Source organism: Pseudoalteromonas sp. S3431, assembly GCF_000690035.1.
Classification (GTDB): domain Bacteria; phylum Pseudomonadota; class Gammaproteobacteria; order Enterobacterales; family Alteromonadaceae; genus Pseudoalteromonas; species Pseudoalteromonas fuliginea.
In genome coordinates, this window is sequence record NZ_JJNY01000012.1 from 74,492 (window position 1) to 101,023 (window position 26,532).

Sequence of the window (26,532 nt, forward strand, 5' to 3'; positions counted from 1 at the left end):
AGCCCGTTATAACGTGTTGTATAAGATTAAGAGAGAAGGCAATTATGGAACATAATATTAATAAGCATATTTCTGGCCGGTTTAATCAAGAGCTAGAAAATGTACGCAACCATGTATTAAGCATGGGCGGCCTCGTTGAACAACAACTAAGCAGCGCACTTGACGCCGTTAGTCGTAACGATGCAGAGCTTGCTCAAAAGGTGCGTCAGAACGATTACAAAGTAAATGCTATGGAAGTGAACATTGACGAAGAGTGCACTCGCATTATTGCTCGTCGTCAGCCCGCAGCCAGTGATTTACGGTTAGTAATTGCAATTGCAAAAACGATTGCTGATTTAGAGCGTATTGGCGATGAAGCAAAGCGCATTGCAAAAGTGGCATTGGATTCATTTACTAAAGATCAGCAAGATTTATTAGTTAATATTGAAAATATGGGTCGCCAAGTATTAAAAATGCTTCATGATGTGCTTGATGCGTTTGCGCGTATGGATGTACAACGTGCATTTCAGGTTCACAAGGAAGATGCAAAGGTAGATAGAGAGTATGAAGCCATTACACGTCAAATAATGACCTATATGATGGAAGATCCTCGCTCAATCCCGAAAATTATGGACTTAGTGTGGTCTGTTCGTTCGCTTGAGCGTATCGGAGATCGTTGCCAAAATATTGCGGAATATATTATATATTTCGTAAATGGCAAAGATATTCGTCATACATCTCAAGAAGATATAGAAAAATCTCTATAAATTTAATTATTTCATTCTTTTGTATTAAAGCGACCTTGTGTCGCTTTGTGCATTGTTAGCACAAGTGAAGCAATAAAAAGCATTCACAATCGTTGTGAATGCTGTAAAATTCATGCTGCAAAGCATATCAATTTGATTAAAGGGTCAGTTATGCCTACAAACGCGTTTTTAGGAGTATTTGCAAAATCTCCTATCAAACCTATGGAAGAACACATCAAGAAGGTTCATCAAGCAAGTAAAGCTTTGATACCTTTTTTTAATCACGTATTTAAAGAAGAGTGGGTACAAGCAGAAGAGCTTCGTATCACTATTCGTAATTTAGAGCGTGAAGCCGATGATATGAAAAGAGATATACGTTTACAGCTACCGCGTGGATTATTCATGCCGGTAGAGCGTACAGATCTGCTCGAATTAGTAACCCAACAAGACAAAATTGCTAATAAAGCGAAAGACATTGCTGGACGTGTGATTGGTCGTGAAATGACCATTCCTAAAGTTATGCAAGTTGATTTTCTTGCTTATTTAACTCGTTGTGTAGATGCAACTAAACAAGCATCTAAAGCAATTAATGAGTTAGAAGAATTGCTAGAAACTGGTTTTAAAGGTCGCGAAGTGACCTTAGTAGAAAAAATGCTAGTAGAATTGGATGCGATAGAACAAGACACGGATGAAATGCAAATAAAAGTACGTCGCCAACTGCGAGTTGTAGAAGGTGAGCTAAATCCAATTGATGTAATGTTTTTATACAAAATCATTGAGTGGGTTGGCGAGCTTGCAGATATTGCAGAGCGCGTAGGATCACGTCTTGAGCTGATGTTAGCTCGTTAATTTAAAATCAGTTCAATTACGAAAGATTAAGGTTACACAATGGATATCATTGCATCTTACGGCACGGTATTAATTTTAATTGCCGCAGCAGTCGGCTTTTTTATGGCTTATGGTATTGGCGCGAATGACGTTGCTAATGCTATGGGTACTTCAGTAGGTTCTAAAGCGCTTACAATCAAACAAGCAATTTTTATTGCGATGATTTTTGAATTTGCAGGTGCTTACTTAGCAGGTGGTGAGGTTACATCAACAATCCGTAAAGGAATTATTGATGCAGCACCATTTGCAGATATTCCTGAGCTTATGGTTCTGGGCATGATTGCTTCTTTATTTGCAGCCGGAACATGGCTATTAATGGCTTCGTTCCTAGGTTGGCCGGTATCAACTACTCACTCAATCATTGGCGCAATCATTGGTTTTGCTTTAGTTGCTGTTGGTACTGAGGCAATCCAATGGGATAAAGTAGGTGGTATTGTTGGTAGTTGGATTATAACACCGGCTATATCAGGCTTTATTGCATACTTAATATTTATGAGTGCGCAAAAGCTTATTTTTGATACAGACGCTCCACTTAAAAATGCTAAACGTTATGTACCGCTTTATATGGGTCTAGCGGGCTTTATTATGGCTTTAGTTACAATTAAAAAAGGCTTAAAGCATGTTGGCATAGATTTAGGTGCTGTTGAAGGCTATGCACTTTCTATCGCTATTGCGGTTATTGTGGGTATTATTGGTAAAATTGCTATTTCTCGTTTGAAGATTGATCCTCAAGCGGATAAGCAAATGCAGTTCAACAATGTTGAAAAAGTATTTGCTGTATTAATGGTATTAACTGCATGTTGTATGGCATTCGCCCATGGTTCTAATGACGTTGCTAATGCTATTGGTCCACTAGCTGCTGTTGTAAATATTGTTGAAAACAATGGTGAAATTGCTAAGAAAGCCGCTATTGCATGGTGGATTCTACCGCTTGGTGGTTTTGGTATTGTGGCAGGTCTTGCTATCTTAGGTAAAAAAGTAATTAAAACGATTGGTGAAGGCATTACACATTTAACGCCTAGCCGTGGTTTTGCTGCTGAACTAGCTGCTGCTTCAACGGTTGTTATTGCATCAGGTACTGGTATGCCAATCTCTACTACTCAGACCTTAGTTGGCGCGGTATTAGGTGTAGGTATGGCACGTGGAATTGGAGCACTTAATATGGGCGTAATCAGAAACATTGTAGTTTCTTGGGTAATTACGTTGCCAGTTGGTGCTGCCCTTGCTATTGTTATTTTCTACGTACTAAGAACCGCTTTTGGGGTTTAACAAAAAAGTACTTAAAGACTTTTAGCTTGAAAAGATCTCAACGCCCTAGGTGTTGGGGTCTTTTTATTTGTGGAAAGAAAAAATGACCAATCTTCCAAGCATCAAACAGCTACAGTATTTATTAGCTGTTCATCAACATCAACACTTTGGGCGTGCCGCGAGCGCGTGCTTTATAGGTCAATCCACTTTAAGTAGTGCGATTCAAAACCTTGAAGAAACACTTGGTTGTCAGCTCATCGAGCGAGAAAATCGTAGCCTTATGTTTACCAGCATCGGCGAAGAAGTTGTAGAGCGTTCTCGTAAAATAATTAATGATACAATTAGCTTAAAAGAGCTGACTAAAAGCTTTTTAACTCCCCTCAGCGGTAAGTTAACCGTGGGTGTAATACCGACTATCGCGAGCTTTATTGCTGCGCCGCTCTATCACTTTTGCAAACAAGCTTTTTGCGACTTAGAGCTGGTATTGATAGAAGACACGAGCGATAAACTACTCGACAAGCTCGAGCATGGTCATATTGATTTAGCGCTATTAGCCTTACCATACGAAACGGATAAGTTTCATACTCAAATTTTGGCAAAAGATCATTTTAGCTTAGTGCATCATAAAGAATATATGCCTGCAAAGGGGGTAGAGGACTTTAATTTGCTACCAGATGCGAGTGTATTCTTACTGGAGCGTGAGCATTGTATGACAGGGCATGCGCTTAGTGCGTGTCACTTAAATCGTGCTAGTTGTATTAATCCATTTGAAGCAGCAAGTTTGCATACTTTGCTTAGCATGGTTGAACATCAACTTGGCGTGACTTTTTTACCGCAAATGGCAATTAATGCAGGGATTTTAGATAATAAAAATATGACAGCGACACCATCGCAAAGCGACGCATACCGTGATATCGGTATATTGTGGCGTAAAACAACGGGACGAATTCGCGACTTTAAATTATTTAGTCAGCAGCTTGAGGTGTTTTTACAACGCCAATGTAGTTTGGAGTTTAATAAAACAAAGTGATTTAAATGTTAAAGCAGCCTAAAGAGGCTGCTTTTGATCATGGTTATGGTGTTCAAAAGGTTCTAGCTCCGGTAAAAATAATAAATAGATCCACACCACTAAATTAAAATAAGGCATGCAACCTAATACTGTAAATACTCGAATTGGGTAGCCCTTTATGCTCGCGTATCGATAGCATTGATACGCTATTGCAAAGTGAATAAGTAGTAATAAGATAATCAATTGCGTCATATTTATCTCCTCAAACCTTATTTTAAAACAGCCCGTGATTTAGGGTTCTGTATTTGCAATAGGTAATGTCATGTTTGTTAAGCGTAATCCTTTAAATAACGTGACATTCGTATTGTGATGAGGAAAGTATAGGTAAAAAAGATAATAATGATAGTAATAAAATGCTTAAAATTGTTTATTAATGCTTAATATGAGCTAGGTTATTGTTGGTAAAAAACTTTATTTTTTAAAATATTTTCAAGCTCCGTCTTTACTTTTTCAACCGCCATAGGACGTGCAATAAAGTAGCCTTGTCCGTAGTCCACACCAATCTCTTTTAGTGCAAAAAATATATCTTTATTTTCAACATACTCAGCCACAGAACGCTTATCGAGTGACCGGCTTATATCATTAATTGCTTTTACTAACGCTAAATCGATGGGGTCGTTAAGCATGTCACGTACAAATGAGCCGTCAATTTTTACATGCTGTGCGGGAAGCTGCTTTAAATAATTAAAAGTACTAAAGCCGGTACCAAAGTCATCTATAGAAAAGTGACAACCTAAGCTATTGAGCTTCTCAATCATCTTACGTGTTGCTTTTAGATTATTAATACTTGCAGATTCAGTAATTTCAAAAATAATACGAGTAGGTGATACTTGATATTTTTCTAAGCTTGACTCTATAAGCGGCAGTAATCGTTCATCTAAAAATGATTGTGCTGATAGATTAATTGCGACTTGATTTAATTCTGGGTGTTTTTCAACACAAGCAAGCGTGTTACGAATAACACATTGATCCATCAAAAATGTATCGTTTAACATTTCAAGCGATGGAATAAATTGATTGGGGTACACAAGTTTATCATTGAGCTTTAATCGTAGTAGTACTTCAAAGTAAGCAACTTTACTTTGTTTGAAGTCCCAAATAGGCTGATAATGAAGCTCTATATTATCTTGTTGTAATGCTTGGCGGATTTCGTGACCCCATTCCAAACCTGTTTGCAATGTCTTATTTTGCGAGTCTTCTTTTGAATAACAGTGGACTAAATTTCGACCTAAATTTTTAGCTATATATAGGGCGATGTCGGCTTGTTTTAAGCATTCATTGGGATCGCAATTTTTAGATGTTATTTGAGCTAAGCCAATAGAGCAGCTTATTGTATAAACTTGATCCTCTGATTTAAAAGTATGTTGTTCAATTGCGATGCAAACACCTTCGGCCACTAAATGCGCTTCTAATAAGTTCATGTTTGTTAAAATAACAGCAAATTCGTCACCGCCAATACGGCAAACAAGGTGTTCATCACCGATATTGTCTTTAAACAGTTGAGCCACTTCTTTTAAGACAATATCGCCCTGATGGTGGCCCTTACTGTCATTTATTATTTTAAAGTGATCAAGATCGATATAAATAATAGCATGTTCTATATCATCGAAAGTGTGCTTTGGTTGGCAGATACGATTAAGTTGTTGATCAAAATAATAGCGGTTATGTAAGCCTGTAAGTGGATCGTGATGCGCTAAATGACGTAACTGTAATTCAGCTTGCTTTCGCTCATGAATATTGTCGATTGTGGCGGTAATTGTTGCTGTATTACGACTATTTTTGATCAGTTGAAACCTGCATTCTACCCAAATTTGAGTGCCATTTTTGTGCTGTAACTTAATTTCTACTTGTTGCTGATTTTCACCACCCCCTAAAATATCACAAATCGTATTTTGTAATTTTTCTTGGCATTCATTAATACAAAATGCGGTTAAAGGTTTTTGCAGTGTTGGTTTTACGCCATGCCCACTTAGTGTTTCCCAAGCTGGATTTATAAAGCGTATTTTACCTAGTTGATCAAGTTCAAGTACCACGGTATTTAAGTGTAATAGAATGCGTTGGTGGGCTGAGAATAACTCTTTATATTTCACTTCACTTACACTCAATTGCTCAACTTTGTTGGCGAATTCAGCATAACTGACCATAAAGTCTTCTCGACGTGCTGCGTGGTCACATACTTTATTTAAAAAAGAAGGGTCGTAGGGGGCACGAATAAAATCGGTAACACCTGATAATAAGAGCTGCTCTGCATAATTTGCATCATCATTATCTATAATTGTTACAATTGCCTGTTTTGGGTTATGTTGCAAAATTTCTTCTACTAAAACACTCGACGTTTCAGCTCTTGCGGCTGTGGCATCTAACAGTACGATGGCAAATTTTTGCTGGTAGTAAGCGTTTAGCGCTTCTTTGCTTGTTGTTGTATGTGTAATTGCAAAGTTTAGCTTTAGTTGTGCGCTAATATCATTGGCTTTATCTTGCAGTGGCTCAAGTAATAAGAGGTTTAAGCGGCTACTTTTTTCTAAATGTGTCGACAGCACATTAGCCAAAACCTGTGGCAGCATGTCTTGTTGCTCAAAAGGCAGTACGGCATCAATACCATAACTACGCGCAGTTGTTTCTGCGATGCGTTCACAATAAATGGGAGGGATGAGTAGTATCGGCGTATTCTTTGGTGTTTTTAATAAACCCGAACGGATCATCCGTGAAAAGCGCCAACCATCTATTTTACCAACATTGAGGCCCGTGATAATAATATCAACAGGCTGTTGCTTTAATAGTTTTAAAGCTTGTTGGCTGTCTTGTACTTCAATAAAAGCAAAAACATTCAGGCTCTCTAAAGTGGCACGAATAGTAAGGCGTTCAGCACGACTTGCGTTTAATATTAGCAATTTAAGTTGCTCTACCACGTATTTCTCAACCCATATTTATTTAACCGAATAAGAATAGTGATTTTTTGATTGAAGAACAAGAAAATTAATGGTCATTCGTAGGCTTGCGTACTTCAATTTTGCAGAATATAAGGGGATTTCTTGAGCTTGATAGGCGATAGATATACACTTGGCGCGATTTTAAATGATGTGGATTACTAACTATGCGCGTAGCTGATTTTAGCTTTGACTTACCTGATGAATTAATAGCTCGCTTTCCTAAGCCGGATCGTACGAGTAGTCGTTTACTTAGCCTAGATGGGCCTAGTGGTAGTGTAGAACACAAAGTCTTTAGTGACATACTTGAACTGGTAAATGAAAACGACTTACTGGTTTTTAATAATACCAGAGTAATCCCTGCACGCATGTTTGGTCAAAAAGCATCAGGTGGTAAAGTTGAAGTATTAGTTGAACGCGTACTTGATGAACATCGTGTGCTTGCACATGTCCGTGCTAGCAAATCATTAAAGCCTGGTAATGAAGTTATTTTAGAAGGTAAGGCCAAGGCAATAATGGTTGCACGCCATGACACGTTATTTGAGCTTGAATTTGATCACAGTCAAAACGTACTTGATATATTAAACGACATTGGACACATGCCATTACCGCCTTATATCGACCGTCCTGATAACGAGGCAGATCGTGAGCGCTATCAAACAGTTTATGGTGAAAAACCAGGGGCAGTGGCAGCGCCTACTGCTGGTTTACATTTTGATAAACAGTTAATGGCTGCATTAAAGGATAAGGGCGTGCAAATGGCTTTTGTTACCTTGCATGTTGGTGCAGGTACTTTTCAGCCAGTGCGTGTTGATAGTGTTGACGATCATATAATGCATTCCGAATACATTGAAGTGCCAGAAGATGTGGTAGCGGCTGTTGCAAAAACTAAAGCGAAAGGTGGGCGCGTTATTGCCGTTGGTACAACCTCAGTGCGTTCATTAGAATCTGCAGCAAAAGTACATGGTGGCAAGCTAGACACTTACTTTGGTGATACAGATATATTCATTTATCCGGGTTATCAGTTTAATGTAGTGGATGCCATGGTTACTAATTTTCACCTACCGGAATCAACGCTTATAATGTTAGTGAGCGCCTTTAGCGGGCAAGACAACATTATGGGTGCGTATAACACAGCAATTGAACAGCAGTATCGTTTTTTTAGTTATGGCGACGCGATGTTTTTAACACGTAAATAGTTAAGTAACCGGCCCTATTGCAAGTAAATTCAACACAGTTAGCGCTGAAAATAGTTGCTTGAGACAGACTTATTATCCAGGGTTCAGGTTAAGTATTAAATTATCAGTAAAAATGATTACAAACCCCAGTTAAGTTGCTGGGGTTTTTTATTTGAATGAAGTTATCAGTATTGAATTTACCGCAGCTAATAGTATTGGCTGGTCAAAAAGGGTAGAATCGAGCGGTTAAATTATAGCTTGTTGGACTGTTTTTCTGACATTGAGGATGATATGAAATTTGAATTAGACCGTACTGACGGAAAAGCGCGCCGTGGCCGCTTGATTTTTGACCGTGGTGTAATAGAAACACCTGCATTTATGCCTGTTGGTACTTACGGTACTGTAAAAGGTATGACGCCAGATGAAGTAAAAGCGACTGGTGCACAAATTTGTTTAGGTAATACCTTCCACTTAATGCTTCGCCCAGGTACTGAGATCATTAAGCAGCATGGTGATTTACATGACTTTATGAACTGGGATTTCCCTATTTTAACTGACTCAGGCGGTTTTCAGGTATTTAGCCTAGGCGCAATGCGTAAAATCACTGAAGAGGGCGTATTATTTCAATCACCTGTAAATGGTGATGAAATTATGATGTCACCTGAAAAATCGATGGAAGTACAACGCGATTTAGGTTCAGATATTGTAATGATATTTGACGAATGTACGCCGTATCCAGCGACTGAAAAAGAAGCTAAAGATTCTATGGAGCTATCTCTTCGTTGGGCTAAGCGCTCTAAAGAAGGTCATGGCGACAACCCATCTGCTTTGTTTGGTATTATTCAAGGTGGTATGTACCCAGAATTACGTGCACAATCACAAGCCGGTCTTGAAGACATTGGTTTTGACGGTTATGCATTAGGTGGCCTATCAGTAGGCGAGCCTAAAAACGAAATGATGAACATTCTTGATCACTGTGCGTTTAAAATGCCAGAAGACAAACCTCGTTACCTTATGGGTGTAGGCAAACCAGAGGACTTAGTTGAGTCGGTTCGCCGAGGCATTGATATGTTTGACTGTGTTATGCCAACGCGTAATGCACGTAATGGTCATTTATTTATTACCACAGGTGTGGTTAAAATACGTAACGCAGTGCATAAAACAGATACAGGGCCACTTGACCCAGAGTGTGATTGCCATACGTGTGGGAATTATTCACGAGCTTATTTGCATCACCTTGATAAATGTAACGAAATTTTAGGTGCGCGACTAAACACAATTCATAATTTACGTTACTATCAACGTGTTATGGAAGGTTTACGCAATGCAATTAGCGAAGGTAAATTAGAAGAATTCGTAAAAGATTTTTATGCTCGCCGAGGCCAAGATGTGCCAGAGCTAGCAGATATAAAAAATTAAACTTTAAAAATTAAAGAGGAAGTATCATGAGTTTATTTATTTCAAACGCACAAGCAAGTACAGGCGCAGCAGCGGCAGGCGGCGGCACTATGCAAATGCTAATTATGTTAGCTATTTTTGGTTTAGTTTTTTACTTTTTGATTTATCGCCCACAAGCTAATCGTGTTAAAGAACACAAAAGCTTAATGAATGCGATGGCTAAAGGTGACGAAGTGCTAACTCAAGGTGGCTTAGTAGGTAAAATAGTTAAAATTTCTGAAGATAAAGATTTCATCGTTATCTCTTTAAATGAGCAAGCAGAAGTAACAGTGCAAAAATCATCTGTATCTGCAGTATTGCCAAAAGGCACAATGAAGTCGCTATAAAAATAATAAGGACGACCCCGTGTTAAACAAGTTTCCGGTTTGGAAGTATTTACTTGTTTTAGCTGTGGTAGCCATTGGCCTTTTATATGCTTCTCCAAACTTGTATGGTCGCGATCCGGCTATACAAGTTTCAGGTGCTAAAGGTGCTGATGTTGATCTCAGTGTTGTAGACAAAGTAAACGAAATCCTCAAAAAAAATAATGTAACCGCTAAATCGACAATACTTGAAGATGGACAAATTTTAGTTCGTTTAAAAAATGTTGAAGAGCAGTTAAAAGCGCAAGATTTACTGCGTGATTCGCTTAGTGATGATTACATTTCTGCCATTAATATGGCACCTGCTCAACCAGCTTGGTTAAAAGCGGTTGGTGGCAACCCAATGAAGTTAGGCCTTGATTTAAGTGGTGGCGTTCATTTCACCATGGAAATCGATATGGCAACAGCGGTTGATAACCAACTTGAGCAAATGGAACAAGATTTTCGCAGTGATCTTCGCGAAGAAAAACTACGTTACCGTAGTGTTCGCCGTGTAGCTGGCTCTGAACGTATGCGTGTAGAAATGCGTACCGAAGAAGACAAAAATGCTGCAGAAAGTTTCTTAGAAACTCGCTACCCGCTAAACGTTTACATTGATGATAGCAGCAACGATAAAGCATTTTTTGCAACAATGAGTGAGCAAAAACTCAAAGAAATTCGTGACTACGCTATCAAGCAAAATGAAACGATTATTCGTAACCGTATCAACCAAATTGGTGTTGCAGAGCCTAACGTACAACGCCAAGGCGCTGAGCGTATTATTGTTCAACTACCCGGTATTCAAGATACAGCACGCGCTAAAGAAATTTTAGGTGCGACAGCAACACTTGAGTTTCGTGAAGTAGACGAAAACGCCGATATTAGCGCTGCTGCCCAAGGTCGTATCCCAGCGGGTACTGAAATGATCATGAGCCGCGACGGTTACCCTGTTGTACTTAAAAAGCGTATTATTTTAGAGGGCAGCCATATTACGGGCGCGCAATCTGGCGCTGATGAATACCAACGTCCGCAAGTAAGTATTACGTTAGATAGCAAAGGTGGGGCAAAAATGAATGCCTTTACCAAGCGTGCTATTGGCAAGCGTATGGCAACGGTATTTATTGAATACAAGCCATCAGGTAAAAAAGATGCAGACGGTAAAGCACTTCCACCTATCAAGGTCGAAGAAGTAATTAACGTAGCAACAATTCAAGCTCGTCTTGACCGCTCGTTCCGTATTACGGGTATTGATAACCCTGCTGAAGCGCATAACTTAAGTTTGCTACTTCGTGCAGGTGCGCTTGTAGCACCAATTCAAATTGTTGAAGAGCGCACAGTAGGTCCAAGCTTAGGACAAGAAAATATTGAAGCGGGTATGACTGCGGTTGCACTAGGTTTTGCGTTTGTACTGGTGTTTATGCTTGTGTACTACAAAGGCTTTGGTATGGTTGCAAACCTTGCGCTTGCGGCTAACTTAGTACTGATTGTTGGCGTTATGTCTTTAATTCCAGGCGCTACACTTACGCTACCAGGTATTGCGGGTATTGTATTAACCGTAGGTATGGCGGTTGATGCCAACGTACTTATTTTTGAACGTATTCGTGAAGAACTGGCCGATGGCCGTAGTCCTCAACAAGCGATTCATTTTGGTTACGATAGCGCATTTAGCACTATATTTGATGCCAACATCACGACACTAATTGCTGCCATTATACTGTTTGCAGTGGGCACAGGTCCGATTGCGGGCTTTGCAGTGACACTTGCGATTGGTATTTTAACTTCAATGTTTACAGCCATCGTTGGTACCCGTGCGGTAATCAACTTATTTGTTGGTGGTAAACGCATTGATAAACTTTCGATTTAAGGAGCAGGCATGCAAATTTTAAGTTTGGGTAGTAGAACCCTTCGTTTCATGTCTCTTCGAAAAGTGGCTATGGGTTTTTCGACGTTACTAATTTTAGCGTCGTTTGCATCAATTTTTGTTAAAGGCTTAAACTTTGGTTTAGATTTTACAGGCGGTACTGCTGTAGAAGTTGGTTTTTCACAACCTGCTGACCTTAAAAAAGTACGTGATGCGCTAGCTGAAAATGGCTTTTCCGATGCATCGGTACAATTGTTTGGTTCAAGCCAAGAGATTTTAGTTCGCTTAGCGCCACGCGGTAGCGATGTAAAAGCGGAAGTGATTGGTAACCAAGTAATCGACGCACTTAAAAAAGCAGACGACAGCGTAGTAATGCGCCGTATTGAGTTTGTAGGCCCAAGTGTAGGTGAAGACTTAAAAGAGCAGGGTGGCCTAGCCATGTTAACTGCACTTATTTGTATCTTAATCTATGTTGCATTTCGCTTTGAATGGCGCTTCGCTGTGGGTGCGGTAGGTGCACTATTACACGATGTTATTATTACTGTAGGTTTGTTTTCTATATTAGGTTTAGAGTTTGATTTAACTATATTGGCGGCAATTCTTGCGGTAATTGGTTATTCACTTAACGATACCATTGTTGTGTCGGACCGTATTCGTGAAAACTTCCGTAAAGTACGTATTGACGACACAGTTGAAATTATTGATATTTCACTTACCCAAACACTTAACCGTACACTTGTAACATCAATCACCACTATTTTAGTATTGATTGCCTTGTTTGCATGGGGCGGACAAACTATTCATGGCTTTGCAACTGCATTGTTATTTGGTGTGTTTATTGGTACTTATTCTTCTATTTATGTTGCCAGCTCTGTTGCACTTGCAATGGGCGTAAGCAAAGAAGATTTAATACCAGAAGTAATTGAAAAAGAAGGTGCAGACCAAGACGCTATGCCGTAATGGTTGTGTAACTGTTAAAAAAACCGCTCTGTTGAGCGGTTTTTTATTGCGTGGCGTTTATTTCAGTGCAATAAAATTGTAATACAGGCTTGCTACTTTATTATTCTTATCAAATTATAATTAGAGTCCGACGTGACCGTACAACACAAAGTTTTAGAGTATATTTTAAATAATGCTGAAATAACGACATTATTTCAGCCTATTTTTAATATATCTAATCAAAGTATTATTGGTTACGAAGCGCTCAGTCGCGGTCCTAAAAATAGTCCACTTGAAATGCCGAATAAGTTATTTGAAGTGGCTCATCAGCATGCATTAATTTCAGAACTTGAATTATTATGTCGCTCTAAAGCAATCGAAAACTTTGTAAAATTAAACCTCCAAGGCAAGCTCTTTTTAAATGTAAGCCCTAAAACTTTACTCGATCCGTGTCACCCCAAAGGCGAAACGTTGCATTTAATTGAGCAATTTGGATTAGCTGCGAACAGAGTTGTGATTGAGGTTACTGAGCAAGAGAAAGTTGATGATGGGTTTTTACTTTTAAAAACAATTGCTCATTATCGAGAGCTTGGTTTTACCATTGCTATTGATGATTTAGGCGCTGGCTACTCAGGGTTAAAGCAGTGGTCTGAGTTATGTCCAGATTTTGTAAAAATAGATCGCTATTTTATTGATTTTTGTGATGAGAGTGACGTTAAAAAAGAGTTTTTAAAATCAATCACTATACTTGCTAAAGCAACTAATACAGCCGTTATTGCAGAAGGTATTGAGCGTCCGGAGGAGCTGGCGTTAGTTGAGAGCTTAGGCATTAGTAACGTACAGGGATTTTTACTCGAAAGGCCCAGTTTACGACCAAGTTATGACTTTAGTTCTGAGCAAATACAAGCACTAACATTTAAAGCAAAGGCGCTCTGTGAGCAATCAATGGCAATAGGGTATCTTGCTTTAACTCAGTCAGCAATTGATAGCGACACACGCTGTAAGGATGCTCACAAGCTATTTGAGCAAGACAAATCAATTATTAGTATCCCAGTATTAAATCAAGATGACCAGCCAATTGGTTTACTCCATAAAGATCAGCTAACGGAAGTATTTGCGGCCCCCTACGGGCACGCACTTTATGATAAACGCCCAGTTACAGAATTAATGGACAAGCAGCCATTAGTCGTTGACGAGAATCAAATGCTTGATGTCGTAAGTAAGCAAATAACAGATCAGGATTTTGATATACGCAGGCATATAGTTATTACACGCAATAATAAATACTTGGGATTAGCGCCCCTGAGAGATATTTTAAAACATATTACCGAAGAAAAAATTCGCCACGCACAGCACGCTAATCCGCTTACTATGCTACCAGGTAATGTTGCTATAAATGAAGCTATAGAGCAAAGGCTGCGTAATAAGTTAAAATTTTCATTAGCTTATATAGACCTAAATCACTTTAAACAATTTAATGACTTATATGGTTATGCCAGCGGTGATAGTGTAATTAAATTATTAGCCGATGTAACAGTGCAAGCTTGCACAAACAGTGCTAACTTTGTAGGACATATTGGCGGTGATGACTTTATGGTTGTGTTTGACCAAAGTGATGCAGTTACAATTTGCAATACAATTATTGAACGGTTTGAATTGCAGTCACAGCTATTTTTTACTCCTGAGCATATTAAAAGCAAAGGATACTGGGCTACAAATCGCGAAGGTGAAAAGCAATTTGTCCCCTTACTGACCTTATCGATTGGTTTGGTTGAACCTGATTTACAACAGTGTAAAAATAGTCATCAAGTAGCTGCATTAGCGACTGATGCTAAAAAAGAGGCCAAACGATACCGTCATAGCTATCTTTTTATCTGTAAGCGAAGAAGGCCTACACCAGCGGTGGTGCGTTTAGCAAATAGTAAAAAGGTAGTTTAACAAAGTAGGTGATTATTATGTTGCCATTTAAGTATCTGGTTAGCGTTGTAAGCTTGTTTGTGTGTAGTGCTATAGCAAGCGAAGTCAATATTATTAATGTCCCTCAAGATCAACACTCGCATTTTACGCGTGACGACTACCTCAATGAATTACTCTCAAAAGCACTTATAAGAGCCGATTACTCAGCTGAAATAAATTTAGTGCCAGTTCACCCTCATCAACAACGAAATCTTATGGCACTTGATGGGAACGCCCTTGATTTATATTGGAGCATGAGTAGCCCTGAGCGAGAGTCGTTGGCGATTGCAATTAAAATCCCTTTATTTAAAGGGTATATTGGTAAAAGAGCACTGCTTACGAATACAAAAAATGTAGATAAATTTAAAGGTATTACCTCTGTTGAGCAATTATCAATGCTTATTGCAGTGCAAGGTCATGATTGGCCTGACATGCGGATATTAGTTAACAATGGACTAAGTGTTAGGCCACTTTCTAATTTAAACTCGATGTTTGCATTAACAAGCCAGGGGCGGATTGATTATTTTCCGCGCTCATTCATCGAAGTTAATTCAGAGCTCATGGATTTAAAAGATAAGAATTTAGTAATAGTGCCAGATTTATACATTAGCTATCCAACTGGGCTTTATTATTTTGTCTCAAAAAATAAACCCGAACTGGCTCAAGCGATTGAAAAAGGGCTTAAAATCATGCAAAAAAATGGTGAATTTGATGCGCTATTTTATGAGTATTTCGCGACAGAGCTTAATTCATTACCTTACACAAAAGGTAAAACAATAGAGCTTAAGCTTGATAACCCTTATTTTTAGACACAAAAAAAGGAGCCTGAGCTCCTTTTTAGTATACTGTTGTACCAATCTACTTAGGTAGGGAAATTTAATTCGTTAAATTGTTCAAATACTTATGCAGATTCGTATTAGTAGCATTAAATTAGCGAAGTAACGACTCAGTTAATACTGGGCGAATTTCACGAATAATCGCTTGAGTCAATTTTGGTGAACCACAGATGATATTACCGCTGTGGCTATAGTTATTACCACCAGCAAAATCTACAACCATACCGCCGGCTTCTTTAACCATTAGTTCGCCCGCTGCAGAATTCCACGGTTTTAAACCAATTTCAAAAAATCCATCAACACGACCCGCTGCAACGTATGCCATATCTAGTGCAGAACAACCTGCGCGACGAATATCAGCAGTGTGTACAAACAATGCTTTAAATGCTTCAGTGTATGCATCCATGTGGTTTTTATTTTTGAAAGGGAAACCAGTAGCAAGTACAGTGCCCGCAAGAACGGTAGTTTTGCTTACACGAAGACGTTTGCTGTTAAGCTGAGTGCCTTGACCACGAGAAGCCGTGAAAAGCTCACCACGAATTGGATCATAAATAACAGCTTGGTCCAAACGACCTTTAACTTTAAGTGCGATAGAAACCGCGTAATGAGGGATGCCTTTGATGAAATTAGTTGTTCCATCGATAGGATCTACAATCCATTGGTAATCATCATCCTTGCCTTTATGCTCACCTAACTCTTCACCAACAATCGAGTGAGTTGGGTAAGATTGTAAAATAGTGTCACGAATTACGGCTTCAGCTTCTTTATCAATGTTAGTTACTAAGTCGTTAGCGCCTTTTTGTTGCACTTCAACTTTTGATAAATCTTCACTTGCGCGAAGTAAAATTTTGCCTGCGTTACGCGCAGCGCGAACCGCAATGTTTAACATTGGATGCATGGAGTTACCTTTGGGTTGTAAAAGAACGTTTATATATTTCAGCCGGCGTATTTTAGCGATTTCTGCCATAAAGTAAACAATAAACCCTAAATACTTTTGTGTGTTTTTTATACTTTATTGTTCTGCATATATATTTGCGGCTGTATAAAATTTAAATAAATCTAAAAAACCACTTTACCTAAAGTTAACTTGAGGTTTTATTGTGTTTGCATACTCAATCAAGAAGGACACATTATGTATTTAGAACATGTCAATTTAGTGGTTAATAATATTGAGGATATGATTAAATTTTATCAAGCGGTATTCCCTCATTGGTCAATCCGAAGTGAAGGTAGGGGCACTTGGCATGGTAAACCAAGGCGCTGGGTGCATTTTGGTGATGACACACAATACATTGCAATGAGCGATCATGGTGAAGGTGAAAACCGAGATTTAGCAGGCCATCAATTAGGTTTAGCGCACTTTGCTTACGTTACCCAAAATTTAGATGCAGTAGTAAAGCGTTTGCAACAAGTTGATTTTAAAATAGATAAACAAGGCGGTGACAACCCATTTAGAAAAAATGTTTATTTTATCGATCCGGCTGGATTTGAAGTAGAGTTTGTAGAATATTTAAGTGATATACCAAGCGAGCGAAATAACGATTTATAATAAAACGTCAGGCAGTAACTTTGGCTTATTTATCTTTCGAAGTTGAATTTTAAGCCGTGTGTTTGGTTTTTAGTAGAACACACCTATGTGGTGTGCTTATTCCCTATAAATAGGTAATAACAACGTATAAATGCCAAACACAGGCTAACGAAAGGCTCTACCTAGGACTGCAGTTAGCACTGAAAATAGTTGCTTGAGATAGATTTATTATCCAGAGTTCAGGTTATTTAGGTTACAAATCTCGGGCAGCAATTAAACGCACCTAATTAAGGCAATATCTGACCTTAAAGGTCAATCGACTCTAACGCGCTGCTAGATAAATTATAATGAGCGGTTATTATTAACGCCAAGTTGTGTTTTTAGCTCGTTTGCAAAGCTCATAAACTTCTCTTTTATGGTGCGTTTTATTTTAACTTCAACCGATCCCATTACTGCTTTACCTTCAATATGAATAGTGGGCCCTTGGCGCTTGTTAAGCGATACCGACTTGTTTTCAAGGCTGCTTAAAATACAAAACATTTTAGAGACTACATTTACATGCTCTGGTACATAAATTTCATCGCTACCAAAAATACAGTTAACGTGAATCGTTACATTTTGGTGGGTAAAAATGGCATCAGTAAAATCAAGCACTACAGAGCCCATAAAATTGGTTAAGTATATATTTTTTGGCACAACCCATTGACCACTGCGCTCGTTAGAACCCAAAATGCTGCGTAGCGTAAAATCATCATCGCTGTTTTGCTGTGCACTATAATGTGGAGTAAATTGCGATTGTTTTTCTGCTTTATATTGCTGATCGGTATTAAGTGTTAAGTCTTCAACTAGGATTAACAAAGCTTCATTACTACTTGCATCCATAGCCTCATCTAAGCGTCTTTCAAATGCATCCACTGAAATAACGCCATGGCTGTAATTATAAATTAATTGATCTATCACTTGTTCGCGTACTTGCTCTATTGGGCGGTCTTCAACTTTTACAGACATGGGTATTCCTTATTATATTTACTATTGGTGGTGAGTAAGCAAACGGCGTACCAAATATAATTTCAATAATTATCAGAGGCTTAATTTTTCAGTCTGTTTTTAGTTTTGTTATATTAACGATAGATTAACCAAAACAGCAATTATCTAGCTATTTTCACAATGTGAGAAAGTTTTACCGATGAGTCTGTAAATAGTTACACGGCTATAACATGAAATGAGTTGATTTAAATTCCCAACCCATTGAATTTAAATGTTAAATTTAGTTGGCCTAAAGTTCGCATTAGTTAAAGTGTCTTTAATCAAAAGGAGAAAGATTATGAAAACATTTAACAAATCTATTATCGCGGCTTTAGTTCTTGGTACTACGGCTATGAGTGCCCAAGCAAACAGCTGGGAAAACGAAAGTAAAGATGCTTGGATTGATGGTAAGGCAGAAACAGTGCTACTTATGAACACTAATCTAAACAACTTTGACATTAACACTGATGTAAAAAATGGCAAGGTAGTACTTACAGGTAAAGTTGATAGCGAAATTGAAAAAGAGTTAGCAGAAGAACTTGTACTTAGCCTAGATGGCGTATCCGATGTTGAAAACAGCCTGACTGTTGTAAAAAACATGGATACCAAAAACACAGACAAAGACATGATGGATGATGGTGATAACGACCTAACAGACGCTAAAATCACCACCGTAATCACAACACGCTTCCTATTTGACTCAGAAGTTGGTGGTACAGACATCGATGTTGATACCGATAACGGTATTGTAACTCTAAACGGTTCTGTAGAATCTGAAGCTGAAAAACAGCTAGCGGTTAAAATTGCCAAAAATGCTGAAGATGTGCGCGACGTGGTAGATAAATTATCTATCGTTGCTGAATAATGCACTATACTCAAAGCCCAGTGAATCTGGGCTTTTTGTTTTTTAATTTTAAAGGAGTTAAGTTATGGATATCATTCGTATAATATTGTCAGTTTTATTACCGCCACTAGGTGTATTTTTGCAAGTAGGCTTAGGTATGCATTTTTGGTTAAATATTTTATTAACACTGCTAGGTTATTTCCCAGGGTTAATACACGCCATTTATATTATTGCTAAAAAGTAACGTTGTGTTATTTGTATTATTAGTTGTGTAAGTCAATTTTAAATACAGCTTAAATAGGCACTTTTAATTGGCTTGCATGAATCCCTTCTCTTAAATTCCTCATTTTTACACATTACTCCCTCATAAAAGATTACTATTTAAGCAGTTAGCTTACTGATTGTTAAAATAAAGGTTTTTTAGTAGTGACAAGCCCCCAAAAAGTTTTTATACTGCAACCCGCTTTAGTCGCTCTGTGACTGAACGCTTCAAAAATTAACTGCCTAGCAGTTATATAAAAGTTGGCCCCTTAGCTCAGTTGGTTAGAGCACACGACTCATAATCGTTAGGTCCCCAGTTCGAGTCTGGGAGGGGCCACCACTTTTACAAGCTTTCCAAGTAAATACATACTAACCGAAATTACCCTGTGCTACCTCTGTGCTACTTTTTAATATACCAAATTAATGTAACCTTGTAACTTTTAAGACTTATAGTTATTTTGGTGCGTCTCTCAATGATTAGATAGAAGCATTTATTAAATACTTAAAATTGTAAGGAATGGCTTTCTAATATATTACCTCCATTAAAAACCTCTTTTAATCAAATGATAAAGTTAAAAGATCATTCATGGTGAAGTTATGAAGGCGCGTAGAAGGGAGTTATAAACAAAATTAAAATGATAAATTAAGCTGCATATTCAACTTTGTGAATTGAAGTTATCATGTAATACTAAGTTTTATAAGGAAATAGATCGAGATTAATGTCATATGACTGACAATGTCCTTGCAGAACCCCAAAGAGAAAATGCCGGTGCTAGCACTTTTGGAAAATACACTTTTCAGTATCACTGGGCGTTGTGTAAGATAATTGAAAAGCACAGTAATAAGCAAGAATATGCATTACTAGTTGAATATCATGAAGATGTTGTAATTTCTGATAGCTTGGACCCCAAGCATGCAAAATTTGACTTCTATCAAGTAAAAAACCAGCAGAAGGTATTTACTGCTGCCTCACTAACAAAAAGAGTTAAATCTAAACCTGATCAACCAGCTAAAAATTCTGTGCTGGGTAAGCTATTGAGTTCGTGTTCAAATAAGCAGTATGAAGATCGGGTTTCCACTATTGGTTTGGTTTCATCTAATGGTTTTTCACTTCCAACAACTAATAATTTAAACCTAGATATTATCAAAACAGGTGACCTAAAAGAAGATACTGTTGCTGAGTTGACTGCGTCTATTAAAGCTGAGCTAGGTATTCAGGTACTACCTGAACACCTTCAATTTATTATTCCTGAAATACAACTTCAAAACCAAGAGAATTTTATTTTAGGGGAATTTGCAAAACTGATTAATACCTTGCTCCCTGGAGCCCAGACAAATGTTGTTTCTATATATAGAGCCATAGCTGATGATATGGGACGAAAAATTAGGCTTGAGTTTGATTATAATGATTGGGAAAGGTTGATAGAAAAAAAATCTTTAACTTCCGAGGAAGTAAGCCAAACTATTACTATCCATACTAGTCATCCTTCGGTAAACCAAATCAAAGAAGATTTTAATGAAGTTAGTAAAGTATTTTCATTGAGACATCGGCAAATAAGAAACTTAAGAGATAAGTTAAGTTTACTCGCGCTCAAGCGGGTGGGTTTTATAAGCTCACTTGATAATCACTTATTAAACCAGTTTAAACGTTCTGGAGCTAAAGTAGATGAAACAAAATATGAGTCTGACAAAGATTTAATATATGCCTTACTAGAGCAAGCAAAACATGATGGTCTGAGGTCAAAAGTCTTAAATGATGATGACTTAATGGCTGAGGTCCTTTATCAATTTTTGACGAATTAATTATGCAAATTAACTATAAAATACTAATTAGAAACCTTAGGGAAAGAAAAAATGAGCGCCTTGATATTTCAACGGTTAGTGCTGATATCCGATTCGAAAAAACAAGCGAATCAGTTCGAGTTTCTAAAGAGAGTGAATCTCGTTACAGGAAACGATAATAGTATAGGGAAGTCGACTCTTGTAAAAAGTTTACTCTGGTCTATGGGGTGTGAGCCACAATTCGATGAGGAGTGGAAATCTAATGATGTTAAAACAATTACTTACTTTACGGTTAATGGAGTAAAGTACATAATTAGTAGATATAAAAATACAATTTTGTTAGGAAAAAAATTAGGTAAGCTTCGTAAATTTACTTCTATTTCAGGAGAGTTTGCGGAAGAGTTTGCCAGCATTGTTAGCTTCAACTGTAAGCTTGAAAATAGACAGGAAGAGCTTGAACAGCTCCCCCCCACATATTACTTTTTGCCTTTTTATATTGATCAGTTAAAAAGTTGGTCTGAACCTTGGAATTCATTTGAAAGACTTCAACAGTTCACAAACTTTAAGCCACCTCTAATAAAGTACTTTTGCGGATATTTAAAACCTGAATATTTTGAGGTTCAAGAGCAAATAAGCGAAGAGAAGTCAGTTCAAAAAGAAGTTAAAAAAAGCATTGAACGTATAACCAATGCTAAAGAAGTTTTAGCTGAGACAAGTGAAAGTACAGTTATAGCTTTAAGTAAAGATGAACTAGAAAAAATTCAAATTGAAATAGAAATTGAGCTAAATAGTCACTCAGAACTCCAGACTCAAATTTTTGAGAAGCAAACTGTTTTACGTTCTGAAATATATGATTTAGAACAACAGCTAAAATTATCAATATTAGCTGCTAATGCATTAGAGAAAGATTATGTATTTGCAGTCGAAAATGTGGCCGAGGATGCTTTAGAATGCCCCCTATGTGGAGTTGAGCATGATAATTCACTCATAAATAGAGCTGGTTTACTTAAGGATAAAGAGTCATTAGAGGTTCAATCTGAAGTAATTCAAAAAGAGTTACATATTAAAAAGGTTGAGCTTGATGATTTAGGGTTACAGCTTAACTTTGTCGAGTCTGAGATAGATCGAATTAATAAAAAATACCTTATCGATGAGCAAGAGAATGAGTCTGATACAAAGTTCAATCAAGCTTTAAGTTCTCTTGCCCATAAAAATATTGATACTCAAATTAACATGTCTCTCCAGTCTAAAGAATTGGCGGTTGCCAGCTCAGAGTCCATAGAAAAAGACCTTAAAAAGCAAAGAGATAAACTATTGACTAAGCTTGAGCGAGAAGAGTTAAACGAAATGTTTATGGGTAACTTACTTGAAAACATTCAAACCCTTGGAGCTGAAGGTATAAATCTGAGTAAGGTTAAATCTCCTACTGACTATAAAAAGCTTCTAGGTGGAGGAGCTGCAGAGGGAACAAGGGGACTACTTGCATATCAGTTAGCAGTTTTAAAACAAATAGCCGACGTTGATCAATGTAGCATTGCTCCATTTATCATTGATACACCAAATCAACACGAGCAGGCTGGTCATAGGTATGAGAATATCTTAAAGGTAATAAAGTTATTCATTCCTCAAAGTTTTCAAATAATTTTATGTGGTATGGAGCATAGTGCTCTTGATTCAATAAGAGGAGAGGCCCATGAAATTAAACTCAACGGTTCAAGGCTTTTAGATAAATTACATTATAAGGAATTAAAACATGAATATGATTCACTTGATATTAGTTTGCCCTTAAGTGAAAGCTAAACTAACTATCTGAATATAATTCATTTAATTCCTTTCCGCCATTCCTTAATGCGAAAGAATAATGGCGCCTATAGTCTATTGAGTATTTGCTAATGTGCTGCTTGAACTATTAACTTAAAGTTGTTGATGCGGTAGAACTATTGTTAGACCCTTCATAGGGAGGGCTGTCATTCAAAGTCCTGATAGAAGATTATTGGTCACAAGAGAACGTGCCTGAATTGTCATAGAATATTTACTAAGAAACAGGGAAGTTATGAGAGAAATATCCCAAAAACAATTTAATGCATACTGCTATGCAAGACAGCCACTACTTAGGGTAATGAGCAATGAAATAAAGTGGTATGAAGCTGGCAATAGAAAAGTTTTAGCCACTTTAATTTTAGATAAAGCTGACCAAGATTATAACTTTGTAATCTTGGTTCGTGACGCTAGGCGTCTATTTCGTGCTTGGAATGTGTCATGCAGTCATCCAACTATAGAAGATGCAGAAAAAGAGCTTGCTGAGAAAATAGACGTATTGGTCAATGATGACCAAGATGTTTATGTTCAGGGTGATGAAGTCAAGCCTCCACATGACATATTGTTGCCTGTTGTAGATGAAGCTAACCAGCATGAATATTTTAGAGTACTGGCAAATGAAAAGCGGATGGAAGCTGCAAGAAACTTAATTGTAGAGGCTGTTTATAGTTATATTGATGTAGATGGGAATTATATTAAGGAATTCCAAACCCACGGCTTTGATGCTCGATTATGGGAACTTTTTTTATATATTTTCCTTTATGACGCAGGTTTCGAATTTAATCAAGACTATAATGCACCGGATTATATGGTTTCTTACTACGGCAATCCGTTTTGTATTGAAGCAGTAACAGTTAACCCCAGCCAAAACCCTGACAGACCTGATCCTGAACCTCCTCAGTCTGATGAAGAAATGCAAAGACTTTGTGATGATTATATGCCAATAAAGTTTGGGAGTAGCCTTTTTTCTAAGCTTCAGAAAAAGTACTGGGAGAAGCCCCATGTTCAAGGGAAGCCACTCATATTAGCAATTCATGATTATCATATGCCAGGTTCAATGACTTGGACTCGTAATGCATTAGTCGAATACCTTTATGGCAAACGGGTTAGAGTTGCAGAAATTGATGGCCACAAGAAATTCGTTGAAGAGGATATCGAATCGCATACTTGGGAAGGGAAAACTATCCCATCCAATTTTTTTGGTACTGAAAATGCAGAAAATATAAGTGCAGTATTATTTACTAACACAGCAACTATCACCAAGTTCAATAGAATGGGGAAACTAGCTGGCCTGGGTTGCGACAATATAAAAATGTTTCGGACGGGCGTCATGCTGCACCCAGACCCTAGTTCGTTAGAGCCACTGCCATTTATGACTGATGTTGATGATGAAAACTACGAAGAAGACTGGTCCGAAAGCGTAATAATGTATCACAATCCAAATGCCTTAATTCCAGTTGATATTAATTGTTTCAACACTATCAACCATATGTGGATTGACCCAGATTCTGGTGATTTAGTTAGCCTTCAGCGTGAAGGTGATATTCTGAATTCCATTACAACTGTATTGGAAGTAGTTCCTGATTTATAACAATGGCATGATTCTTTAAATAGTTTTCAAAAGATTTGAGGTATGAAACTTGATCCCACAAGAACAACTTAGCTTCCTTACGATTGCCTATATAATAATGATTAACAAGGAAAATAAAGCTCACTCTTACTTAAATGAATACCCGCTTGAATTAATAAATAAAATAGATATTTTCAGAAAAATTAGTGAATTACCAAAAGATTTATGTGAAGTTTACTGCAATAAAGAGACTTCAATACAGCATAGGCTATCAGGTTTTTTTGATGGATATAAAATTAGATTTTGTTCAAGTCTTTCAGAAGTTGAAAATGTTGACTCTAAAATAAAAGTGGTATTTTGTAATGGCCTTTCTAATGATGGGTTGAAAGTCCCTGAGGGAATTTATATCCTCGGGCCAAAAGGTTCACTTGAAAAATCTAAAGATAATTGTTTAAGCAGTATAGACAAGACAACTCTAATCACTCATTTAGACAGGTTTCACCTCGATTTTGATTCTGAACAAAAAGATGTAATTTCCGAGTTAAGGGAAACATATTCGATTGATAAATCTAGTAATTTAATAGATTCTGATATCGAGTTAAATAGATCTATATACACTGAAGCCAATATATTAGTTTTAAAGTCTGCAAAGTTGAGCTTTAGCTATGAAAACTTCAGATATGAATGCTCTGAAGATGAAATATTCGAATCTATAAATCTACTAAATTACATTAGAAATGACATTGCTAAAAACTTATCACTACCCATATCTTTACCCCCTATTGAGATTGTCTTTTCTGACTTCTCGACAAATCTTGACTTTCAAATAAACAAAGGCGAATACACACAAAACGCTCTGAAGCACAAAGGCTTCTCTGACCCTAAAGTGCTGGAGAAAGCGATCAAATTAGCCTTAAAAAATGGTTTTAATGAAACATCAGAGAAAAATAAGTATTTTGATGAGGCCTACAACGAAAAGTTACTTTCAGAAACTTTAATCGGGTTGTACTCATGCTCAAACCTTATTCCAAGTGCCAAAATCCCAATAAGTAACAGTGATGTCTATGGTAATCTTAAAGATATTGGTATCAACGATAGAAAGAACAATCAAAGAAGTTTAAAAATTAAGTTTAGAGCTCTTAGGGATAATATCAATCAAAAAGCTTCTGGATATTTTGATTACTTAAATGACCACCGCCCATCGGAAATAAAACTAGTATCTAACTTACCTATAGAGTGGTCTTCTCACAATGGTCTTCCTACTATGATTGCACACAATGTCAGCCGTTTGCCTATTTCACCAGGATGGCTAACAACTATGTGCTTAGTAGATACAAGGAACACATTTATTACTATGGAATCCCTTAGTGAAGTTCTTATAGTTAGCTCTTTTAAAGAGGATGACATTATAAAAGATGATTTATCTTCAAAGCTCGAAGTTTTTAATAGGTGTGGTTTTGGTAATAGCGAAAATCAGTTTAAGGTGAAAGCAAAAATAGTGACCCCTTCGAATTATGATGAGCTTGTTTCAGCGTTAAACAACTCAAAAAGTCCAATAGTAATATTTGATCTCCATGGAGGACATCATGAAAACGGAGGAGGTGTTATTTGTTTAAAAGATGAAGTAGTTTCAGTCTATGATCTTATTGAGGAAGCTGGGATACCACCGATTGTAGTGTTAAGCTCATGTGATACTGGCCCTATTGACAGGAACCACTTTTCTACTGCAAATGGATTTCTGTATGGCGGAGCAAAAACTGTTCTTGCTAGCGCTCTGCCAATTTTAAGCAAAGAAGCTTCCACTTTTATTTATCGATTAATGCTTAGGCTTCAAGAGTACTTACCGATAATTATCAATCGTGAACGAAAAAGCCTCCGCTGGTCTTCATTTATTTCTGGAATGATTAGAAGAACCTACTATACAGAATTTATTGATTATTTGATAAAAGAAAACCTAGCTACTCCAGATAAGAAAACTCATCTAAACTTTTTATGTGGAATGCAAGTTGATCCCTTGCAAGAAGACTTTCACTCCAAAATTAAAAGCTTGCTTTCAAAAGAAATTAATTTAGATATTGATGAAATACAAAGAATTCTTGATGAAGATTTCGTACTTCCTGAATGTTTAAAATACCTTCAATTTGGCAGTCCTGAACAAGTAATCATAGGCTCACCACACCAGATCAAAATGCAAGCGAATGAACACTAATTATTTTAATACTCCTCACAAAAAACCTACGATAAATAGATTTTTCATCGATTGGAACTGTATCTTCC

22 protein-coding genes and 1 tRNA gene are annotated in these 26,532 nt (G+C 37.4%); 19 read left to right on the plus strand and 4 right to left on the minus strand.

Annotation, left to right across the window (positions count from 1 at the left end; translation table 11 throughout):
* Positions 1–44: 44 nt before the first annotated feature.
* The 4 genes from phoU (at position 45) to DO88_RS14880 (ending at position 3,891) form a co-directional block, all read left to right on the plus strand.
* A complete protein-coding gene (gene phoU / locus DO88_RS14895) occupies positions 45–746 on the plus strand; it encodes a phosphate signaling complex protein PhoU (RefSeq protein WP_007375985.1) in 702 nt (233 codons plus the stop codon).
* Positions 747–896: 150 nt separating this feature from the next.
* A complete protein-coding gene (locus DO88_RS14890) occupies positions 897–1,574 on the plus strand; it encodes a TIGR00153 family protein (RefSeq protein WP_007375986.1) in 678 nt (225 codons plus the stop codon).
* Positions 1,575–1,613: 39 nt separating this feature from the next.
* Complete coding sequence (locus DO88_RS14885) at positions 1,614–2,882, plus strand: inorganic phosphate transporter (protein ID WP_007375987.1); 1,269 nt, start codon at positions 1,614–1,616, stop codon at positions 2,880–2,882.
* A gap of 82 nt (positions 2,883–2,964) precedes the next feature.
* The gene (locus DO88_RS14880; protein ID WP_033038205.1) at positions 2,965–3,891 is read left to right on the plus strand and encodes a hydrogen peroxide-inducible genes activator; all 927 of its coding nucleotides are present in this window, start codon (positions 2,965–2,967) and stop codon (positions 3,889–3,891) included.
* 18 nt (positions 3,892–3,909) lie between these two features.
* Here the strand turns inward: DO88_RS14880 and DO88_RS14875 are convergent, their stop codons facing one another.
* Together DO88_RS14875 and DO88_RS14870 are read right to left on the minus strand one after the other, a co-directional pair.
* Positions 3,910–4,122, minus strand: a complete 213-nt coding sequence (locus DO88_RS14875) for a hypothetical protein (RefSeq protein ID WP_007375989.1) — start codon at positions 4,120–4,122, stop codon at positions 3,910–3,912.
* A gap of 200 nt (positions 4,123–4,322) precedes the next feature.
* Entirely contained in the window at positions 4,323–6,839 is a 2,517-nt protein-coding gene (locus DO88_RS14870) for an EAL domain-containing protein (RefSeq protein ID WP_007375990.1), read from the minus strand.
* 185 nt (positions 6,840–7,024) lie between these two features.
* Here DO88_RS14870 and queA point away from each other — a divergent pair, with 185 nt between their 5' ends.
* The 7 genes from queA to DO88_RS14835 all read left to right on the plus strand — a co-directional run bounded on the left by queA (position 7,025) and on the right by DO88_RS14835 (position 15,399).
* Entirely contained in the window at positions 7,025–8,056 is a 1,032-nt protein-coding gene (gene queA / locus DO88_RS14865; RefSeq protein ID WP_007375991.1) for a tRNA preQ1(34) S-adenosylmethionine ribosyltransferase-isomerase QueA, read from the plus strand.
* Between the two features lie 270 nt (positions 8,057–8,326).
* Positions 8,327–9,454, plus strand: a complete 1,128-nt coding sequence (tgt, locus tag DO88_RS14860) for a tRNA guanosine(34) transglycosylase Tgt (protein WP_007375992.1) — start codon at positions 8,327–8,329, stop codon at positions 9,452–9,454.
* A gap of 26 nt (positions 9,455–9,480) precedes the next feature.
* Positions 9,481–9,819: a preprotein translocase subunit YajC gene (gene yajC, locus DO88_RS14855; protein ID WP_007375993.1), complete on the plus strand. Its 339-nt coding sequence runs from the start codon at positions 9,481–9,483 to the stop codon at positions 9,817–9,819.
* A 19-nt stretch (positions 9,820–9,838) separates the two neighbouring features.
* A complete protein-coding gene (secD, locus tag DO88_RS14850; protein WP_007375994.1) occupies positions 9,839–11,698 on the plus strand; it encodes a protein translocase subunit SecD in 1,860 nt (619 codons plus the stop codon).
* Between the two features lie 9 nt (positions 11,699–11,707).
* On the plus strand, positions 11,708–12,655 hold the full coding sequence (gene secF, locus DO88_RS14845) for a protein translocase subunit SecF (RefSeq protein ID WP_007375995.1): 948 nt from the start codon (positions 11,708–11,710) through the stop codon (positions 12,653–12,655).
* Between the two features lie 132 nt (positions 12,656–12,787).
* On the plus strand, positions 12,788–14,572 hold the full coding sequence (locus DO88_RS14840) for a GGDEF domain-containing protein (protein WP_007375996.1): 1,785 nt from the start codon (positions 12,788–12,790) through the stop codon (positions 14,570–14,572).
* Between the two features lie 17 nt (positions 14,573–14,589).
* Positions 14,590–15,399 carry a substrate-binding periplasmic protein gene (locus DO88_RS14835; RefSeq protein WP_007375997.1) on the plus strand — a complete coding sequence of 270 codons (810 nt, stop codon included), beginning with the start codon at positions 14,590–14,592 and terminating at the stop codon, positions 15,397–15,399.
* A 121-nt stretch (positions 15,400–15,520) separates the two neighbouring features.
* Here DO88_RS14835 and suhB read toward each other — a convergent pair whose 3' ends face one another.
* Entirely contained in the window at positions 15,521–16,324 is an 804-nt protein-coding gene (gene suhB / locus DO88_RS14830) for an inositol-1-monophosphatase (protein ID WP_007375998.1), read from the minus strand.
* A 234-nt stretch (positions 16,325–16,558) separates the two neighbouring features.
* Here suhB and DO88_RS14825 point away from each other — a divergent pair, with 234 nt between their 5' ends.
* On the plus strand, positions 16,559–16,975 hold the full coding sequence (locus DO88_RS14825) for a VOC family protein (RefSeq protein WP_007375999.1): 417 nt from the start codon (positions 16,559–16,561) through the stop codon (positions 16,973–16,975).
* Between the two features lie 321 nt (positions 16,976–17,296).
* Here the strand turns inward: DO88_RS14825 and DO88_RS14820 are convergent, their stop codons facing one another.
* Positions 17,297–17,962, minus strand: a complete 666-nt coding sequence (locus DO88_RS14820) for a LiaF domain-containing protein (protein WP_033030818.1) — start codon at positions 17,960–17,962, stop codon at positions 17,297–17,299.
* Positions 17,963–18,278: 316 nt separating this feature from the next.
* Between DO88_RS14820 and DO88_RS14815 the strand changes: the two genes are divergently transcribed.
* The 7 genes from DO88_RS14815 (at position 18,279) to DO88_RS14795 (ending at position 26,464) form a co-directional block, all read left to right on the plus strand.
* Positions 18,279–18,845 carry a BON domain-containing protein gene (locus tag DO88_RS14815; protein ID WP_007376001.1) on the plus strand — a complete coding sequence of 189 codons (567 nt, stop codon included), beginning with the start codon at positions 18,279–18,281 and terminating at the stop codon, positions 18,843–18,845.
* A gap of 64 nt (positions 18,846–18,909) precedes the next feature.
* A complete protein-coding gene (locus DO88_RS18670) occupies positions 18,910–19,068 on the plus strand; it encodes a YqaE/Pmp3 family membrane protein (RefSeq protein WP_002957822.1) in 159 nt (52 codons plus the stop codon).
* Positions 19,069–19,348: 280 nt separating this feature from the next.
* Positions 19,349–19,425: transfer RNA gene (locus DO88_RS14810), tRNA-Ile, on the plus strand.
* 386 nt (positions 19,426–19,811) lie between these two features.
* Positions 19,812–20,888 (plus strand): DUF4297 domain-containing protein, encoded by a 1,077-nt coding sequence (locus tag DO88_RS14805; protein ID WP_007376002.1) that lies wholly within the window; start codon positions 19,812–19,814, stop codon positions 20,886–20,888.
* A gap of 51 nt (positions 20,889–20,939) precedes the next feature.
* Complete coding sequence (locus DO88_RS14800; RefSeq protein WP_007376003.1) at positions 20,940–22,667, plus strand: hypothetical protein; 1,728 nt, start codon at positions 20,940–20,942, stop codon at positions 22,665–22,667.
* A gap of 253 nt (positions 22,668–22,920) precedes the next feature.
* A complete protein-coding gene (locus DO88_RS0118195) occupies positions 22,921–24,276 on the plus strand; it encodes a hypothetical protein (RefSeq protein WP_007376004.1) in 1,356 nt (451 codons plus the stop codon).
* A gap of 49 nt (positions 24,277–24,325) precedes the next feature.
* Positions 24,326–26,464: a CHAT domain-containing protein gene (locus DO88_RS14795; protein WP_007376005.1), complete on the plus strand. Its 2,139-nt coding sequence runs from the start codon at positions 24,326–24,328 to the stop codon at positions 26,462–26,464.
* Positions 26,465–26,532: the final 68 nt, after the last annotated feature.

Coding starts and splice junctions, on each gene's coding strand:
- DO88_RS14890 (WP_007375986.1), top strand. CDS start 897: ATGCCTACAAACGCGTTTTTAGGAGTATTTGCAAAATCTCCTATCAAA.
- DO88_RS14825 (WP_007375999.1), top strand. CDS start 16,559: ATGTATTTAGAACATGTCAATTTAGTGGTTAATAATATTGAGGATATG.
- DO88_RS0118195 (WP_007376004.1), top strand. CDS start 22,921: ATGAGAGAAATATCCCAAAAACAATTTAATGCATACTGCTATGCAAGA.
- DO88_RS14820 (WP_033030818.1), bottom strand. CDS start 17,962: ATGTCTGTAAAAGTTGAAGACCGCCCAATAGAGCAAGTACGCGAACAA.
- DO88_RS14880 (WP_033038205.1), top strand. CDS start 2,965: ATGACCAATCTTCCAAGCATCAAACAGCTACAGTATTTATTAGCTGTT.
- DO88_RS14835 (WP_007375997.1), top strand. CDS start 14,590: ATGTTGCCATTTAAGTATCTGGTTAGCGTTGTAAGCTTGTTTGTGTGT.
- DO88_RS14875 (WP_007375989.1), bottom strand. CDS start 4,122: ATGACGCAATTGATTATCTTATTACTACTTATTCACTTTGCAATAGCG.
- secF (WP_007375995.1), top strand. CDS start 11,708: ATGCAAATTTTAAGTTTGGGTAGTAGAACCCTTCGTTTCATGTCTCTT.
- tgt (WP_007375992.1), top strand. CDS start 8,327: ATGAAATTTGAATTAGACCGTACTGACGGAAAAGCGCGCCGTGGCCGC.
- yajC (WP_007375993.1), top strand. CDS start 9,481: ATGAGTTTATTTATTTCAAACGCACAAGCAAGTACAGGCGCAGCAGCG.
- DO88_RS14815 (WP_007376001.1), top strand. CDS start 18,279: ATGAAAACATTTAACAAATCTATTATCGCGGCTTTAGTTCTTGGTACT.
- DO88_RS14805 (WP_007376002.1), top strand. CDS start 19,812: ATGACTGACAATGTCCTTGCAGAACCCCAAAGAGAAAATGCCGGTGCT.
- suhB (WP_007375998.1), bottom strand. CDS start 16,324: ATGCATCCAATGTTAAACATTGCGGTTCGCGCTGCGCGTAACGCAGGC.
- DO88_RS18670 (WP_002957822.1), top strand. CDS start 18,910: ATGGATATCATTCGTATAATATTGTCAGTTTTATTACCGCCACTAGGT.
- queA (WP_007375991.1), top strand. CDS start 7,025: ATGCGCGTAGCTGATTTTAGCTTTGACTTACCTGATGAATTAATAGCT.
- DO88_RS14800 (WP_007376003.1), top strand. CDS start 20,940: ATGAGCGCCTTGATATTTCAACGGTTAGTGCTGATATCCGATTCGAAA.
- DO88_RS14885 (WP_007375987.1), top strand. CDS start 1,614: ATGGATATCATTGCATCTTACGGCACGGTATTAATTTTAATTGCCGCA.
- phoU (WP_007375985.1), top strand. CDS start 45: ATGGAACATAATATTAATAAGCATATTTCTGGCCGGTTTAATCAAGAG.